12 protein-coding genes are annotated in these 17,196 nt (G+C 34.2%); 9 read left to right on the top strand and 3 right to left on the bottom strand.

Translation table 11 applies throughout. The features are described from left to right. Window positions 1–8: 8 nt before the first annotated feature. The 7 genes from BQ5321_RS22770 to BQ5321_RS22740 all read left to right on the top strand — a co-directional run bounded on the left by BQ5321_RS22770 (window position 9) and on the right by BQ5321_RS22740 (window position 10,389). The gene (locus BQ5321_RS22770; protein ID WP_071396621.1) at window positions 9–452 is read left to right on the top strand and encodes a helix-turn-helix domain-containing protein; all 444 of its coding nucleotides are present in this window, start codon (window positions 9–11) and stop codon (window positions 450–452) included. A 62-nt stretch (window positions 453–514) separates the two neighbouring features. Next, the gene (locus tag BQ5321_RS22765; protein ID WP_071396620.1) at window positions 515–1,522 is read left to right on the top strand and encodes a hypothetical protein; all 1,008 of its coding nucleotides are present in this window, start codon (window positions 515–517) and stop codon (window positions 1,520–1,522) included. 173 nt (window positions 1,523–1,695) lie between these two features. After that, window positions 1,696–4,287 (top strand): ATP-dependent helicase, encoded by a 2,592-nt coding sequence (locus BQ5321_RS22760; protein WP_071396619.1) that lies wholly within the window; start codon window positions 1,696–1,698, stop codon window positions 4,285–4,287. Beyond that, window positions 4,280–5,104: a PD-(D/E)XK nuclease family protein gene (locus BQ5321_RS22755; protein ID WP_071396618.1), complete on the top strand. Its 825-nt coding sequence runs from the start codon at window positions 4,280–4,282 to the stop codon at window positions 5,102–5,104. Before BQ5321_RS22760 ends, BQ5321_RS22755 begins: the two co-directional genes overlap by 8 nt. Window positions 5,105–5,137: 33 nt before the next feature. Continuing rightward, window positions 5,138–5,512 (top strand): HEAT repeat domain-containing protein, encoded by a 375-nt coding sequence (locus BQ5321_RS22750; RefSeq protein ID WP_071396617.1) that lies wholly within the window; start codon window positions 5,138–5,140, stop codon window positions 5,510–5,512. A 51-nt stretch (window positions 5,513–5,563) separates the two neighbouring features. Then, a complete protein-coding gene (locus tag BQ5321_RS22745) occupies window positions 5,564–7,369 on the top strand; it encodes a site-specific DNA-methyltransferase (protein ID WP_071396616.1) in 1,806 nt (601 codons plus the stop codon). A gap of 14 nt (window positions 7,370–7,383) precedes the next feature. After that, window positions 7,384–10,389 (top strand): restriction endonuclease, encoded by a 3,006-nt coding sequence (locus BQ5321_RS22740; RefSeq protein ID WP_071396615.1) that lies wholly within the window; start codon window positions 7,384–7,386, stop codon window positions 10,387–10,389. 98 nt (window positions 10,390–10,487) lie between these two features. On the opposite strand, the gene BQ5321_RS22735 is transcribed toward BQ5321_RS22740, so the two are convergent. The 3 genes from BQ5321_RS22735 to BQ5321_RS22725 form a co-directional block, all read right to left on the bottom strand. Beyond that, window positions 10,488–10,790: a hypothetical protein gene (locus BQ5321_RS22735; RefSeq protein ID WP_071396614.1), complete on the bottom strand. Its 303-nt coding sequence runs from the start codon at window positions 10,788–10,790 to the stop codon at window positions 10,488–10,490. Beyond that, window positions 10,777–11,763 carry a ParM/StbA family protein gene (locus BQ5321_RS22730; protein ID WP_071396613.1) on the bottom strand — a complete coding sequence of 329 codons (987 nt, stop codon included), beginning with the start codon at window positions 11,761–11,763 and terminating at the stop codon, window positions 10,777–10,779. Before BQ5321_RS22730 ends, BQ5321_RS22735 begins: the two co-directional genes overlap by 14 nt. Before the next feature lie 163 nt (window positions 11,764–11,926). Then, window positions 11,927–14,086: a phage/plasmid primase, P4 family gene (locus tag BQ5321_RS22725; RefSeq protein ID WP_071396612.1), complete on the bottom strand. Its 2,160-nt coding sequence runs from the start codon at window positions 14,084–14,086 to the stop codon at window positions 11,927–11,929. Window positions 14,087–15,190: 1,104 nt separating this feature from the next. Here BQ5321_RS22725 and BQ5321_RS22720 point away from each other — a divergent pair. Together BQ5321_RS22720 and BQ5321_RS22715 are read left to right on the top strand one after the other, a co-directional pair. Then, window positions 15,191–15,949 (top strand): helix-turn-helix domain-containing protein, encoded by a 759-nt coding sequence (locus tag BQ5321_RS22720; protein WP_071396611.1) that lies wholly within the window; start codon window positions 15,191–15,193, stop codon window positions 15,947–15,949. A 196-nt stretch (window positions 15,950–16,145) separates the two neighbouring features. Beyond that, window positions 16,146–16,853 carry a hypothetical protein gene (locus BQ5321_RS22715; RefSeq protein ID WP_071396610.1) on the top strand — a complete coding sequence of 236 codons (708 nt, stop codon included), beginning with the start codon at window positions 16,146–16,148 and terminating at the stop codon, window positions 16,851–16,853. The last annotated feature ends 343 nt before the right edge of the window (window positions 16,854–17,196 follow it).

The raw sequence follows: 17,196 nt of genomic DNA, 5'->3' as shown, positions 1-17,196 counted from the left end.
GGTAGGAAATGAAAGAGGAAAGATCTGTGAACGAAAACTTTAGCAGTATGATCTTGTATCTAAGAAAGAAGAAAAATATGAGTTTGAGGGAGGTTTCTGATGTTACAGGAATAGATCCTGCTTATATCCACAAGTTAGAAAAAGGCAAGAGAACATCACCATCATATCCAATTATTGAGAAGCTGGCCCTTGCGTATGGAGTCGATACAGTTGACTTGCTTGAAGTAAGCTCGAATAATTCGGGTAGAAGTACAGTATCACTGGGTCAATTGTTGTTGTCTAACAACTTTACAGTGGATGGAGTAGATGATTTTTCTCCAAGTGCTAAAAAAGCACTATTGGATTTGATTGATTTAATAGTTAGTTTTACATGGGATAAGGAATCAATGTTTGAGGACATTTATGAGGCGATGCATGCGATAGATGATCTTAAACAAGAATTATATGGTTAAAAACAGTTATGAGAAGGGAATGAGCAATTCTCTTCTCTATTTTTTATAGGAGCTGATGTAATGTGAGCAAAAACAATAGTGAAAGAGAGAATATGCTAAATTTATATATTGCTTTACTGAATAAGAAAATAGTAGAGGATATTGTTTCAGAAAAAGTTGAGGAATTAAAGTGGGAAAAATACCATGAGGCCAAGAAAATTGATATTTATGGTGAGGCAGAATCCGAAGAGGGCAAGATTACTATATTTGTGGAGAATCAGATAACGCCTTCAAACATGTCTCACTTGAAATCTGTTAAAACAATTATTCAAAAAGCACCTAATGACAGCAAAATTGTATGGGGTGCATTAAACTTTTCAAGTGATCATTTAGATAATGTAGCGGAAGTGCTTCAAAACCTTACTACTAAACGAATTGAATTCTTTGCCGTTCAGATTAATGATAGTGTTTTGGAGATATTGGATGAATTAAATAAACTGCATGTTTTGAAAGTCATGGATAAATTAAACGCATTAAATGCTGTGGAAATTTACTCCAATACGGTTGATAAGTATGTTAGCAATTGTAGCGGATTAGAGGGTGAAAATTTCTATAAGGGATATTCGAGGGAATCTATCAGGGAAAAAACAAATGCCTATATTCTTAACGAATTAAGAGAAAGGGTAAAGTTTCCCAATTTATTCAGAGAGAAAAGAACATTAGATGATAATAAAATTCGGTTTGGTGGAGGTAGAGAGGAAGTGAATTTTGAATTAATTTTCAAAGATCGATACGAGAATTCCATGGTCAGTTGTCAATTTTCAAAAATGACGGATTCTCTTTATAGAGAATTGGTAAAACGAAAGCATGTTTTCGAATCTAAGATAGGAAAGAATGTTATTTGTGATAATGTAAATAGAAGAATCCTAACTCATGTTAATGAGTATGAGCATAAGTTCGATAAGATTGACCAATTGGTTAATTTGATGGATGAATATATTTTCTATTTATCAAATTACACCTTCTATTTTGGTAAGCCTATGCAAGATGAAATGTGGGAGCAACATAAAGAAGGATTGCTAAAAGGATAAATTGATATCTAACTGTGATTAAAACCGTCATAAGACGGTTTTTTTATTAGCTGAAAAAGGGTGTTTTGCGTTTAAGTATAATCCAGAGCGGGATTTTCCCAATTAACTAACAATTCAATTGTATTATTGGTAAAATAAAGTCAGGATATTCCTAACGTTAGGAGGAGAGGTAATTGGGTACAAAGAACGGATTAACATTAGATGAATTGTTTGAAATGCATGCCTTTAAGCCAAACGAAGGGCAACGAGAGGCAATTTTATCATTAGATGGGCCACTATTCCTAATGGCAGGGCCAGGTTCGGGCAAAACAAGAGTCCTTTTATGGAGAACTGTAAATGCCATTGTTTTTCATAATGTACAACCTGAAAAAATCTTTTTATCTACATTTACAGAAAAGGCCGCAAAGCAGTTAAAAGATGGATTACAGACCATATTAGGAGCAGTTACCAATGTTACGGGAACACCTTACGACATCTCAAGAATGTATGTTGGTACAGTTCATTCACTATGTCAAAAGATTATTGGTGATAGACGGTTTATAAAAAATCGTACAAGGGTAAAACCGCCGATTCTTATGGATGAATTAGACCAATATTTTTACATAAATTCAAGTTCATTTTGGAGGATGGTTGAAGAATTGCTTCATGTAAAAGAAGAAGAATGGCGAGCGGAAATAAAACAATACTTTGGTAAGCGTTCGGAGTCACGTCATGAAACAACTTTATCCATTATTTCAATTTTTAACAGGTTTTCAGAAGAAAACTTATCAATAGACGTAATTAAAGAACATGCAATGATTAAACAAAATGATCCGTTGCTTCATATTGCTAAGTTATACGAATGGTATAAGCAGAAACTTCATACCTCAAATATGGTGGACTTCTCTCTTTTACAACAAAGAGCATTGGATCAACTACTTGAAAGTGAGCATGTAATTAATGAATTTGAACACGTTGTTATTGATGAATTTCAGGACACAAATCGAATTCAAGAACAACTATTCTTTCGATTAGCCAAGGGATATAAGAACCTTTGTGTAGTTGGAGATGATGACCAAGCCTTGTACCGCTTTCGTGGAGCTACAGTAGAGAATTTTGTTCAATTTCCACAACGTAGTCGGCTTTACTTACAAACACCGCCAAAGGAAATCAAGTTAAATATTAATTATCGTTCGAAAAAACAAATTGTATCAACATATACGAATTTCATTGACAAGGTTAGTTGGGTACGGGAAGACGGTGAAGGATACTATAGATTACATGATAAAGATATCCAGGCACATAACCAGGATAATGATATTTCTGTTATTACAACTACACCAGCAAAGTCTGAGGATGTGGCAGAGGAAATTGCTCAATTTGTAAAAAAACTCATTGATGAAAAAAAGGTTGAAGATCCCAACCAAATTGCATTTCTATTCCCTGCATTGAAAAATAATCAGCATGTAAAACGAATGAAGAGAGCTTTAGAAAAGGAAGGAATTAATGTATATGCTCCAAGGGCAGGGCGATTTTTAGAAGTAGAAGAAGCTAAAGCTATGTTTGGTATTTTGACAAAGGTATTCGGAAAGCCTGCACGTCAAGATTTCTCTGGTGCATACAAAGATTATCATGATTGGTTAGATGTTATTGAAGAAATAGTAAAAGAACTTTTGCAAAAAGATGAACGATTAGAGCGGTTTGTCAATGTAAAGATAGAAGAACTTAAAAGATGTAAAGAGGATTATATCCGATTATTGAAAACGTTAAATGATAATGGATGGTCATTGCACGATACATATGTCCCTCAGACACATAAAAGAATGCTCTCTAAAACACCAATGATTTCCCAACAAACAATTAGAGGATTAGGCTCAGGGAGATTAGATAAAATTATTGAACAAAGAATAAAAGAAGGTAAGCCATTTAGCCTACAATATATTCTCAATCGGGCAACATCGGTTGATTGGAACATCTTAGACTTGTTTTATCGTATATGTGGATTCCCATATTTTTCACAGATGTTTAAATTAGCCGAAATTGGTTCAGATGAAGGGCCAATTTGTAACCTCTCTATGATATCAGAATACTTGTCCCGCTATATGGAGCAATCAAGATCCGTTATAACAGGTGCAAGGCTAATTGAAGATCACTTTTCAAATGACTTTTTTGGTAGATATGTGTACGGTCTTTTTAGAGTAGGTGAAACAGAAGTTGAAAATGAAGAGACTCCATTCCCTAAAGGTCGTGTACCGTTCTTGACTATTCATCAGTCAAAAGGTTTGGAGTTTCCATATGTTATTCTTGGAAATCCAGGAAAGAAAAATAGAGGTGTACCAAGAGCCGAAGAGATTGTTAGACCATTAGTTGAAGGTGATAATGAGCCGTTGGAGCGAGTTCCAGAATTTGATACTATGAGATTGTTCTATGTTGCTCTTTCAAGAGCTGAAAAGATGTTAATAATATCAAATTTACGGGGTGCGGGTCAAAAGGTTGAGCCTGCATTTAAACAATTGCTGGAAGAGATGAAATATCCTTTAATCCCAAACGTAAAAATATCGGATATGCCAAGGGTTGAAGTTAAAGAAGATGAAATACCTAAAGTGTATTCATATACAAGTGACTATTTGCTCTATTTAAAATGTCCAAGAAACTATATGGTTTTCAAAAAGTATGGATTTGTTCCGTCACGTTCCCAGACGATGTTATTTGGTAGTCTTGTTCATCAAACCATTGAGGATATCCATAATAGAATCATTTCTTTAAGAGGTGATAGAAGTGAATAATGATGAAATGTTACAATTTATCGAGGAAGCATTCGAAGAGAATTATGAGCTACTTAGGTTAGAAGGGGGACACTCCCTCTCCCCTCATGTTAAAAAATTAGCTTTGGAGCAAGTAAAGCATTATTGGAAAAAACTTCGGAATCTTGCTGAGAACGTTTCGGATACTGAGGTCAGATTAACGCTTCCTCAACAAAAGACACCTACGGGAAAGTCTTATACTATTCAGGGTGTTGTTGATGTTGTTAAAGAAGATGATAAAGTAGTCATGTATGATATCAAAACCCACGATGTGGATTTTGTTAGGAGTAATAAGAAGGACTATGAAGGACAACTGAACATTTATAGTCACATTTGGCAATCTATCCGAGGACAAAGATTGGATGGTACATCTATCATTGCCATAGGAGAGACTGATAATTTAAAAAAGGCAAAACAAAGAGCCTCACAATCAAATAATGAAAAGGTTTTAGAAGAGGCTATTGAGGAATGGAATCCAGAAGTTCCAATTCAATTGGAAACGGAACAAGTGGAAGAGTATATTGAGGAATTTGGCAAAGTGGTTGATATGATTGAAGGTTATCAATTCTGCCCTCCTCCTGTAGAGAAACTACATTCCAAAGTCCAAGACAACAAAACGTTTGCAGTACACGTTTGTCGAAACTGTGATGCCCGATTCTCCTGTGAATCATTTAAAGAATATGCATATACATCAAGTCGTGCTAAAAGTAATTTTTTAGCTTTTTATGACGATCTTGGCACAGAACATGAACGGGTAGAGGTAATTGAAGCGAATTTAGATGATCAACGGTTTGATTAGAAAGAGAATAACTAAAGTGTTGGAGGGTAAAAAATGGATTCATATATTGAACAAATATTATCTACAAATATGGGAACAAGGAAAGAAGCTATAAAAGGAATTGTTGAAGATCCTAATAACAAGCAATTTATCGATGAGTTAAAGAAAATTTTAGAAACAGGGCCCACGTATGCAAAATTAGACGCTTTATCTGCATATGGGAGGATAATTGATAAAGAGGATATAGATTACCTTTTAACTTTTCTCAAGCATAGGGATTGGCATATGAGGATTGAAGCTATTAGATGTTTGTGTAGTTTATTAGGCGAGGATGCAATTGAATTAATAACTCCATTCTTGGAAGATAAGGCATATGGAGTTAGAAGTGAAGTTCAGGAACTTATTAATAAATATCAAAAAAGTTTATAGGGACTTTTTTTAATTAGAGACAAATTTAGTAGAGAGTTGAGGTGGAGTTTCTTGTCTATTGAGGAATTAAAGAAAGAACAAAATGAAGGTTATAAAGAGAAAATTCTAAAATTGAAAGAATTATTTCCAGAGGCATTTTCAGATAATAAATTGAACCTTGAAATTTTAAAAGCGGAAATTAACCAAATTGATGATGAATTAGTCGAGGATTCTTTGGATGAATTTTATCAGTTGCAGTGGGAAGGTAGAAATGAGGCAAGGAAACTCGCATTCGTTCCCCCAGAAGGAACCCTAAAGATTATAGACGGTGAGGGAATACAAGAAGAGCAAGCAAAAAATGTTTTTATCGAAGGTGATAATTTAGAGGTATTACGTATTTTACAGAATAGTTATAAAAATAGAGTGAAGTGTATTTATATTGATCCTCCATATAATACTGGATCAGATTTTATTTATAAAGATGATTTTAAAGAATCGCTTGAAAAGTATTTGCTAAGAACAGGGCAAACAGATGAACAAGGGTTATTAACAAGTAATCCAAAGGCGAGCGGTAGGTTTCATGCAAATTGGTTAAGTATGATGTATCCAAGGTTGAAGTTAGCTCATAATTTACTAAGTGATGATGGAGTTATATTAGTTAGCATAGATGAAAATGAGCAACCTAATCTAAGGAAGTTAATGGACATGATTTTTGGAGAAGAGAACTTTGTTGCAGAGTTTATTTGGCAGAAAAAGAAAGGTGGAGGTAATGACTCCATATTTGTTGCAGTAGAGCATGAATACGTTGTGCTTTATGCTAAGAGTGTAAGCAAATTACAACCATTTTACGAACAATATTCAGATGAATATTTGAAAAGATACAGTGAAGAGGATGATTTGGGGAGATTTTATTGGGATACCTTTAAGAGAAAGTCAGGGAAGCAATATTATCCAATTACCTGTCCAGATGGAACAATTCTTGAATATGATGATTACGGGAATAAAATAAGTTGGTTAAGGTCGCAAGATAGGTTTAATAAAGATGTTGAAGATGGAGAAATTAGGTTTGTTAAGAAAGAAGACGGTTGGTCAATTCATTTTAAACAGAGATTACCAAAAGGGAAAAAACCTCGTAGCATACTGATTGATAAAGGTAACACAAGCAGTGGTAGTAATGAGCTTCTTGAATTATTTGGAAGGAATATTTTCCCTAATCCAAAGCCCGTAGAATTAATAGAGTATTTTATTAGCTTTTTAACAAAAGAAGATGACATTATTTTAGACTTTTTTGCAGGATCAGGAACCACTGCACATGCTGTCTTTGAAGCAAATAAGAAGGATGATGGAAAAAGAAAATTTATTTTAATACAAATACCAGAAGAAATTGACGATGTAGAGTTTAGTAACATTGCTGAAATATCTAAGGCAAGGATTCATAAATCTATTGAAAAATTAAATGAGGAAGATGGACAGGTAGACAGAGGATTTGCTGTTTATAAATTAACTAAGACACACTTGAGAAAATGGAGTAAATATGAAGGAAATGACCTTTCAGAACTTAATCAAAACTTGGATTTATTTACTTTAGCACCGTTTACAGATGATGCGGATGAACAGGATATCGTAGTTGAATTTATGCTTAATCAAGGTTATCCACTTGACAGTAATATAAAACAAGAAGGTTCCTTATGGATTATTGCACATAACAAGTTAAAGTTACTTCCATTATTGATATTTCTTGAAGAAGAATTGGATGAATCATTGCAACAAAAATTACTAAGTGATTATGAAAAATCTACACTTATATGTCTTGATAGTGCTTTATCAAATGAACAAAAAATTATTCTTAGTGAGAGATTGAACGTTAAAACAATTTAATGGAGGTGAACTAAATGGCGAAGAAACTAACGCTTCAATACGATCCTGACCAATCGTTCCAATTAGATGCCATTTCCAGTGTTGTTGATTTGTTTGAAGGAGTACCTTATCAGGAACAAATTGACTTGCCTCCTGGCACAATGAACGACGTTACTCCGAACTTTTCACCTGATGAATTCTTAGATGAAATTTTGTTATTCGAGAATTTACAGATGATTCAAGAACGAAATAATGAAGAAAATCGTGGTAGCGAATTGGAATTCTCCGATGACTTGTTTGTTGATGATGGAATGGTACTGGAGGTAGCGGGAAATGACTCGATACGTGTACCCCATTTTACGGTTGAAATGGAGACGGGAACGGGTAAGACCTATGTTTATTTGAGAAGTTTGTATGAGTTAAGGAAGAGATATGGCTTTTCGAAATTTATTATTGTTGTTCCAAGTGTTGCGATATATCAAGGTGTAATAAAGTCTCTAAATACAATGAGAAATCACTTCCGTCAACTGTATGATAATCAAGATGTAACGGTTATTCCTTATGATAGTACAAAATTAGGAGAATTGAATACTTTTGCAAATAATACTGATTTAACTGTAATGGTTATGACAATCGATGCATTTAATAAGGCAAGTAATAATATTTTTAAACATACAGAAAAGTTACAAGGTGAGTGGAAGCCTTATGAGTATATCCAGGCAACAAGACCAATAATGATTTTAGATGAAGCACAGAATTTTGAAACGACTAAGGCAAAAGAAGCAATACGTACACTAAAGCCTCTATTTGTACTTAGATATTCAGCGACACATCGGGAAACTCCCAATTTAGTTTATCGTTTAACTCCGATTGATGCTTTTAGGAATAATCTTGTTAAGCAAATTGAGGTAATTGGGATTTCTGAATTGGGCAATCTTAATGAGGGTATTCTACGTTTGTTAGAGATAAAAAGAAAACCACTTTCAGCTATAGTTAGGGCTTTGGTGTTGGAAAAGGGACAGTTGGTTGAAAGAGATATTACGTTAAAACAAGGTGACGACTTATTTAATAAAACAAAGAATCGTGATTATGAGCAATTTATTGTAGATGACATTAGGTACGGCAAACAAGAGGAAGAACAAATTGTATCGTTTGAAAATGGGATTACTTTGTCAGTGAGCGATTCAATGTTATCAAAGGAGAGTATCTTTAGATCTCAAATTGAAAGAACCATAAGTGTACATATGCAACGACAACAAGCATTGAAGTCACAAGGAATAAAGGTATTATCTCTGTTCTTTATTGATAAAGTTAAAAATTATACTGCACAAGATGGGATGATTAAAAGACTGTTCGATGAAAGTTTTGAACGTTTAAAACTCCATTACGATGAATTTAAAGCCTTATCTGCACTGGATGTAAGGCAAGGTTACTTTGCAAAGCCTAAAGCAGATTCTTCTGAAGAGGAAGCTGTTGATACTGAGGGCAAAAACCAAAAACAACGTGAAATGGAAAAACAAGCATTTGAACTAATAATGAAGGATAAGGAACGGCTCCTAAGTTTTGATGAACCAGTTTCTTTTATCTTTGCTCATTCGGCCTTGAAAGAGGGATGGGATAATCCAAATGTATTCCAAATTTGTACACTAAACCAAACAAGTTCAACAATGAAAAAGCGTCAAGAAATTGGGCGTGGATTACGACTGGCTGTTGATCAGGAAGGTAAAAGAGCTGAAAATCATAATATAAATGTACTAACTGTCGTGGCTAATGAGCAGTATGAATCATTTGTTTCACGATTACAGCAAGAATATATTGAAGATGGAGTGGATGCACCACCAACTCCAAAGACACCAGAACCAAGTGAGGTAAATCGCAAGGACACTATTTATAAGTCAGAGGAGTTTACCGAATTTTGGAGAAAACTTAACAAAAAAATGTCTTATAAAGTATCGGTTGATACAGAAAAACTTATTGAACAATGTGTTGAAAAGATCAATAATGCCAAATTCCCATCACCTCTCATTGAGGTTTCAAAAGGCCGCTTCATTATGTGTGAATATAAAATTTCGCTCGTTGCACTTGAGGAAGAGCGGGCAAAGTTAAAAATTCAAATGGAGGATACAAGAGGGAGTAAGATTGAAAATGAGATTTATGTAGAAGCAGACGATGACCTCAAGAAAGTAACGAAAGATGAAAAATTACGAGGTTTTAAAGTCCTTCATATGGGTGAAATATATGGTGAACCATATGTGAAATTCACTAATGAAATTACTGTTAAAAAGTATGAACCGTATAAGTTTCAAACTGAGAAAGCTGAAAAACCAAAAAAGCAGGTTGAGCAAGCAGAAAAGTCAACCTATCCAATTCCAGACTTCATTACTCGTACAGCCAATGAAACAAATTTAACAAAAAAGACAATAGTGGAGATTTTTAAACGAGTTACTAAGGAACAGAAAGAAAAGATTTTCTATAATCCTGAAGGTTGGATTTCAGAGTTTTTATCTCAAATTCGTATCACTTTAAGCGATCATATTGTTGATAATATTGAATTTGAAATTGACGATAACACTGAGGTCTATGATTTAGATGAACTTTTCCCTGAGATGGTTAAACAGCCTCAACGTGAACTGATTGAGGCAGGGAGAGCAGGTTTATATGATAAGGTACAGGTAGACTCAGACGTAGAGCGTGATTTTATTGAAAATCAAATCAAACCCGATGTTGAAAAAGATAACACCATCCTTTACTTCAAGTTTCCGCCAAAGTTTAAGATTCTTTTACCGAAAATAATCGGAAACTACAATCCCGATTGGGCAATTGTAAGAAACTACGATGGTAAATTGAAACTCGAATTAGTAAGAGAAACAAAAGGTGGATTAAAACTTGAAGAGCTTCGATTCCCACAAGAAAAACGTAAAATCTTATGTGCGATGAAATATTTTGATAAGATTGGTGTTAGTTATCGAGTTGTTACTTCTACAAGTCATGATTGGATGGATTTAGAAGAGTCTAAGCAGTTGAGCTTTAAAGAGAGTTAAATCATTGGTTTAGATCAAATAATAAAAAAGAAATCTGGTATCTGGGATTTCAAAATGCTAAAGGGAGACTATATACAGTCTCCCTTTTCTAATGAAAATTAGAACAATTGGTTTAGCAAATCTATATCCTCACTCCGTTGATTATCCTCATTTAAAGTTGTTACTTTATTATCGGGAAGCTGATTTAGAGGTAGATTACCTGCAAGAAGCGTTTCAATTACAACTTTACGCACTTCATCCTGAATAAAAGTATCTTGTGTATTCTCTTTATTCATATCTGCTTTTACTAATCCACAAATATAATCACTGACATTCTCTTTGTTATCTTTTAAGTGGTTTAAAAAGACGTAGACATCATGATATTTTCGTTTAAAGCTAATGGAGAGTTTACGATTTGACAATGGTCTTTGCCTCTAATACTTTGAAAAAGGATAAGACGTTAGCAAATTGAGGGTTTGGAGCGATAATAGCGAAGGGAAATTGCGAAAGAAAATCTTGTAGAAGTATTGAACCGCCTCCAACAAAAACAACAGATGTGTTTGAAAAGGAAATCTTTCGGCTTTTTGCATAGTTAATGACCATTTGTACGTGATTTTCAATCATTTTTTCAATAATGTCTTTACTTTCGACTTGTTTGACTCCATCTAAATAAAGATACTTTTCTTTAAAAATTTGTTCAACAACATCATCAGCAATCATCGTGCCATATTTACTACTTAGTGTTTCGGCAATTTTCCCACGCAGAATGTTGATACCAAGCGTACTGACAGCCATTTTATCATACTGCGGTACAAGGTTAGTTAGTTCCAGGTAATTCACATTAAGACTGCCGATATCAATTATTAAAACCCTCTTATCCCTGTATTTATCCATATTCTGATAGACATTACCAAGACCTTCGGGAAGTAAAAAGATGGTTTGAATACGAAATGTGAACGGTTTTCCATTAACGCTCATTGCAATTAGTTGACCATTATTTCTTAGGTATTCAGCAAACTCTGTTTTTTTCTGTTGGGACTTATATAAACTTAGGGGAATATTTACGGAGAGGTTTATTTGGGCAAAGGCAATAGGCTCTTTCGACTTTTCAGCTTGTTCAAGAAGCCTTGTTATTGCTAAATAAATGGATAATCTGTGACTGTGATTCTGTTTACTTAACTCAAAGTCGGTATTATCGCCGACCATATCGCCTACCAGAAAACTCCTTTCCTCATACTCTACATGAAAGCTATTTAATGCAATTTCAGTACCAAGATCATCTATTTCTATGACACTATTTTTAAATTTACTAAGGTGTAACGTGCCATCAAATTTACCGACATATTTACACTCGGATTTTCCGCAATCGATGGCAAAGTTAAACTTTTTGTTCATTGTTAATTCCTCCTTTTTAGTAGTTTCTTTATTCTATTTAATAGAGTGCGAACTTATAACACAATATCGCACTTTTTTTGTCGAAGAAGTTCTTATAAAGTACGATATTGTCTCACTATTTACAGTGTGTAATTTAATCGTTGGATGTGCAATTATGCTAAAGTCAGGACATTTGAAATGAAATTCCTCGATAAATAGCTCTTTTTGTTTTTCCTTCTTTGTCTTTTAGAACACTTCCATTTGAGTATTTGAGAATATCATCGTTAAACTGTGGCTGTGTTTTAGCTTGCAGTCCATTCATTTTACATTGGGATTTATATGCGTTGTATAAGTCTTGGCTATAGCATCTTGTTTCAAAGTTTAGTTCGCAATAATTTTTCATAAACCACAGAACACTATCATTATTCATTTTATATTGATCAAGGATTTGATCTGCTACCACACTCCTTGAGAACTTGAAGTCGTTTTTCAGTAAACGGTATAAACCCTGTAACGCCCATTGAACAATACCGTCTTTTTCCTTTTTTAATTTTTGGATAAGGTTGGAATCAATTTGATCAGATGGAACTTGGTTTACAAAGGGAATAAGGATGATTCGGCGATAAAAGGCATCCGTTCGGTCTACATTATTTGAAGGAAGTTGATTACAGCTAAATACAAGACGTGCCTTATTTTTAAAGGAGAATATCTGTTGGTTTTTGAATTGGGCATTAATTGTGTCACCGCCTGTAAGAGCTTTGAAGTTTGCGGTATCTTTCAATGAGGTAGCAGGTAAGTCGCCAAAAAGATTGACTAACTTTCCATAAAGAGTAGCAGGTTGAAACTTATCCTCTAAACCTTGCCATGAAACATTACTAATGTTGTTGTTCCCAATGATCATCTCGATAATCTGTAAGAAAGTAGATTTACCTGTACGGCCAGGGCCGTAAAGGATAAATGCCTTTTGAGCCTGAGTGTTTGGAATCAAGAGATAACCGAGTAATTCTTGGGCAAGAGGAAGGGTATCATCATCAAGAATTTGAGACAAATACGTTTGGAAGTTAGGAGCTTCGGAAGAAAGGTCGTAGTAGCAATCCATTTGGATAGAGGATAGGTGTTGTGGAGTGTGTGGGGAAAACTCCTTAGTATAGACATTCAAAATACCGTTTTTAAAGTTAATGAGATGATTTGATGCTTCTCCATTTAAAATATGATCTGGATGGTGGCTTAGGATTTTGAGGAATTCCTCTGTGTCTTTTAGGTGTGTGGGTTTCACATGACGTTTCAAGAGGTTTCGTTGAATTATGCTTTTAACTTCTTGCGTGGTAAGTTCTTTATAAATTCCTTTATTATATTGGTAATACTTACTATTTGAATAGATGATGGATTCGGTATTTGAAAGATGCTCTGCAAGAACTGCGGGAGTAAACGATAGCTTTCCATTATCACCAGTCACATACCAGGGAGGCAACGAGTCCGTTGGTTCTAAAAAGCGTTGGTTGTCAATGAAATCTTTCTTGGAGGAAGGATTAAGTGCTTCCCTCAATATTATCTCTCCATAGGTATTTCCTCTATAAAACTCATTATCCCAACTTTTTCTAAATAACTTCGAGGAACGAAAGGTTGCATCTACTAACTCTTTGTTATTGTTTGTAGCAATTCCAAGAGCAGTGCAAAGTGCTAAGTCTGCTTCCAAATGTGAGTCATAATATGGCTTCCAAATCCCTTCGAACAAATCCATTAATTTAGAACCTTGCTCCATTTTGCTAAGGTATTCAATAATTCCTTTTTTGGAGGGGATTGGCTTAGCCGATTTTTGATTAGGGAGCTTTTCAACACCACAGAAATACTTGTTGTAAATTTGTACTAATTCTCTTGTGGAGTCAGTAATTTGTAAATTTCCATACATAGCGTCACCTGTTAGTGAAAGGATTCCATTATCTAAGAGTTCAATGCCATATAGTGGCTTATTTTGATTGCCAGACGGAAGTATTCCTTCACAAATGATTTGAAGATTATCATTATCGTATTCTGTATAACTGTTAATCTGATTTGTAATCTCCATACCAAGTTGGTTTAATTCACCTTGGTAATTTAGGCAATCTTTTATGATTACAGCTACAAATGGATCATCTTTTGTCATAACAAACCCCAATACATCTAAAGAGTTTGAATCTGCAATTTTACAGGCCTTTTCGAATGATAATAATTCTAATTGAGTGTTGTTTTGCAAGGATTCTTGGGATTTTTGATTGGAAAGTAAATCGTTCTCCCCATTAAGGATAATCCATTGGTTCCTTTTTTTTAATTGATCTGGAATATATTTGCGTAATTCCTGTTGCATTTTGTATTCTCCTCCTTGTATTAATGATTACAACCTAATCATACAAGAGGTCAAGAGGAAACTATATAGCAAACCTGCTCTATCGTGTTCGAGCAACGATTTGTGGTTTTACTTATAAATTTGTAAAGAGAGAACTTCCCCTTTGTGAATTTTGGATAAATGTAAGTTCATCAATGTATATTGAATTTTGTTGTATTCATGTGGATGGATTGCACTTTCAGTAAAGCAAATTTTAATGGAAAGCTGACGCTTTTGAAATCACCAGCAATATGTAAAGTTCGAAGGATAGTATGCTATTTTGGCTTTTGCAAATGACTGAGGGGAGGGGGTAAATTAACTTATTTCAAATGTTATTTGTATTATTGTTTTATATTGTAGAGAAATTTTAAACTACCTCCCCTTTGTAGTTTGTGCTGTTTAATATACCCCTGTATGCATTACGGAATATGGTTTTCCAAGGGGATATTGGGAAGAACAGGGAGAGTTCACACCAAAGCAACGCTTTGTGATTACCATTGTCATTTAAGGGCTTTTGAAGTACGGTGTGGAGATTTACAACAGTGCCAGTAATGAAATTTCCATAAAATCCCTTATATAATAAGCATGATGCTTGCTAACCCCAGTGTTATGTTTTACATGAATGTACGCATACCACCCATAGAGATTGCTTCACAGAGCGTTAGCGATGATTAAAATTTATTCTTGTAGGGTTGAAGACAGTTACCTATAGAAACTACTATGAAGGGTTCTACTTAATACCTTTTGCGGCCGCAAACGAAATTGCATAGTTCCTTATAGAGTTTGCAAGGAAATTACTCGCAAAACCCTTGATAATATTGCTTGACAGCAACAATCAATTTTTTTGCGTTGCATATATAGGTTTATGTTTTGACCAAGTTGAATTTTTACTCAACAAAGCACTATTATTTTTAAAAGACCAGGATACTCCATAAAGGTTATCATTTGCGGGCATTGGAAAAATTTAATTGCATCAATGTATTTGAATGTATATGTTGCAGTTACGTTTCAAGGTTAGTTTTGTTATTCTATAGTTATGACATGGCATTTTCATGGTGCTTATTAATGTAAGAAGGGAGCATCAGCATGATTGAACAAGATGGAATGTTTAGCGATATTGTTAAACGAGAGCGAAATAGGCAACAATTAACATTAAAAGAGCTATCAGAAAAAACGGATGGTAAAATTAACCCTTCGTATATCAATCGAATTGAAGGTAATAAGCAAAGTAATCCGAGCTTTGAAATAGTGTGTGAATTATGTGAAGCCCTAAATCTTAATATAAATGAAGTCTTTAAATCATTTGGCTATAGTTCGCTTATTAGGGACTACGATCAGGATGCAGTATTTTCCATTGATGATGTGATACATTTACATAAGATTAAACTTCCAATTGACTCAGAGTGTCAAGGTGAGTTTTCGGAAAATGAAAGACTTATAAATAAGGAAGAGCAAGAACAATTAATCAAAATGATCTATGGAATTTTTGAATATGGTTTGGCAAAGGAAACGGACTGTATGGATAAGCTGGTTTCCATATTCAAACAATTATATGTGTTTCGGGAAATGCAACAAAAAAGTCAATTTCGAGTTAATACGTTCGATGTCCAGGAAATGGATATAACATATACAATTGAATTTGATCAGAGTGTAAAGAAGCATATTTCTAATCTGAAAGATTGGGAAGAAGCATTAATGGATGCGATTTATAATTATGGTGGAATGCTACGTGACCTTCCAAGCGGTATTTTAACATTACCTATTGATTACCAAGATTGGATTGTTCAGAAAAATAAAAATGTCATAACAGTCCTATTTAAGAAATCAGATATAATCTCGTTATAAGAATGTCTTTAGAACTGAGTGATCCTCAGTTCTTTTTTTATGGCATTTTATAGTGAGAAAACTTTTTAATGTGGTTGTTAGGGAAACTCCATTAATATTATTTAGGCAATAAAAAATATTTCATTGACCAAATGAAATAAATATATTAATATAATACATGTAAACAACAACTCGAAAAGGCAGGAGGAACTAAAATATGAAAAGTTTAATTTTAGTAGAAGGATGGGCAACAACTAAGGAGTCTTATAAAGGGAAGTATCGAAATGAACAAGGATTTGGACTTTCGGGATTTTACAGAAGAGACTATAAGGAAAATCATGAAATGGTAGTTATGAGCAATGGCCACTCGTTATGCAGATATAAATATCCAAGGGGAATTAACATTCCTTTTCATTCGCCGATGGTGAGCTGGATGAACTTGACGTTCTGTGGAGGATATGGCGTTCTATTAGAAAATGGAGAATATGCAGGAAGTAATATGCGACTCTTTGAGACAGTTGCTAATGGATTAAAACCGATAGGCTTTATTATCGTTAAAATCAATGATCTTGAAGAGATGATTGATAAAGTTAAGCAAAGCGGTCTTCGCTATGAAATAAGTAAGATTTGGACAGGTGATTACGAGATTGGATTGGCAAATCAAGGGGAAGTTAAAAAATATTTTGATCTTAACAAATTGGTCAGTTCCTATCGTTTATACAGTGACCGAATAGGCTATGATCTTCTTACGCCAAAGGATGAAGAAAGTCTACTGGAAATCAATGAATTAGAATTAGCCTATTTCATAAAAGGCTTTGATTATGCCAGTTCCCAAAAGAAGAATTGGGAGCATGTATTAACGGGATTGTTACTTGGATTTCCTATAGAGTCAACAGTTGCTCTATTAATTGGTCAGATTTATTAGAGTGAAAAGAAAGATTCATCTACAGTGTATAAAGATCCCCCAATAACATGTAATCCATCTGTATCCTAAAACAATTACTACGAAAAACATCTACAAAATAATTAAACCGCAAGCATATCTCTATTTTACTCCCTACAAATTCCAATGATCAATTAAAACAAAGGCTACAAAACAACTCTCATAAGTGTTAAACAGCCGATTATTAACTAAAAAAGTCCATTCTTATTCAGGTTAGTGTAACTGCTAAAAGTGGCATTATTGCCTGTTTGGATTTAGGCGTTGCTAAAGGTGAATATCTGGAATTAGTGAAAGGAACATCGAGGTAAGCCATATCAATGCCATA

Source organism: Bacillus tuaregi (assembly GCF_900104575.1).
Taxonomy (GTDB): domain Bacteria; phylum Bacillota; class Bacilli; order Bacillales; family Cytobacillaceae; genus Bacillus_BD; species Bacillus_BD tuaregi.
Note: the sequence above shows the minus strand (reverse complement) of the source record. Positions and strands in the feature narration are given on the sequence as shown.

Coding starts and splice junctions, on each gene's coding strand:
- BQ5321_RS22725 (WP_071396612.1), bottom strand. CDS start 14,086: ATGCAACAGGAATTACGCAAATATATTCCAGATCAATTAAAAAAAAGG.
- BQ5321_RS22750 (WP_071396617.1), top strand. CDS start 5,138: ATGGATTCATATATTGAACAAATATTATCTACAAATATGGGAACAAGG.
- BQ5321_RS22720 (WP_071396611.1), top strand. CDS start 15,191: ATGATTGAACAAGATGGAATGTTTAGCGATATTGTTAAACGAGAGCGA.
- BQ5321_RS22740 (WP_071396615.1), top strand. CDS start 7,384: ATGGCGAAGAAACTAACGCTTCAATACGATCCTGACCAATCGTTCCAA.
- BQ5321_RS22730 (WP_071396613.1), bottom strand. CDS start 11,763: ATGAACAAAAAGTTTAACTTTGCCATCGATTGCGGAAAATCCGAGTGT.
- BQ5321_RS22770 (WP_071396621.1), top strand. CDS start 9: ATGAAAGAGGAAAGATCTGTGAACGAAAACTTTAGCAGTATGATCTTG.
- BQ5321_RS22715 (WP_071396610.1), top strand. CDS start 16,146: ATGAAAAGTTTAATTTTAGTAGAAGGATGGGCAACAACTAAGGAGTCT.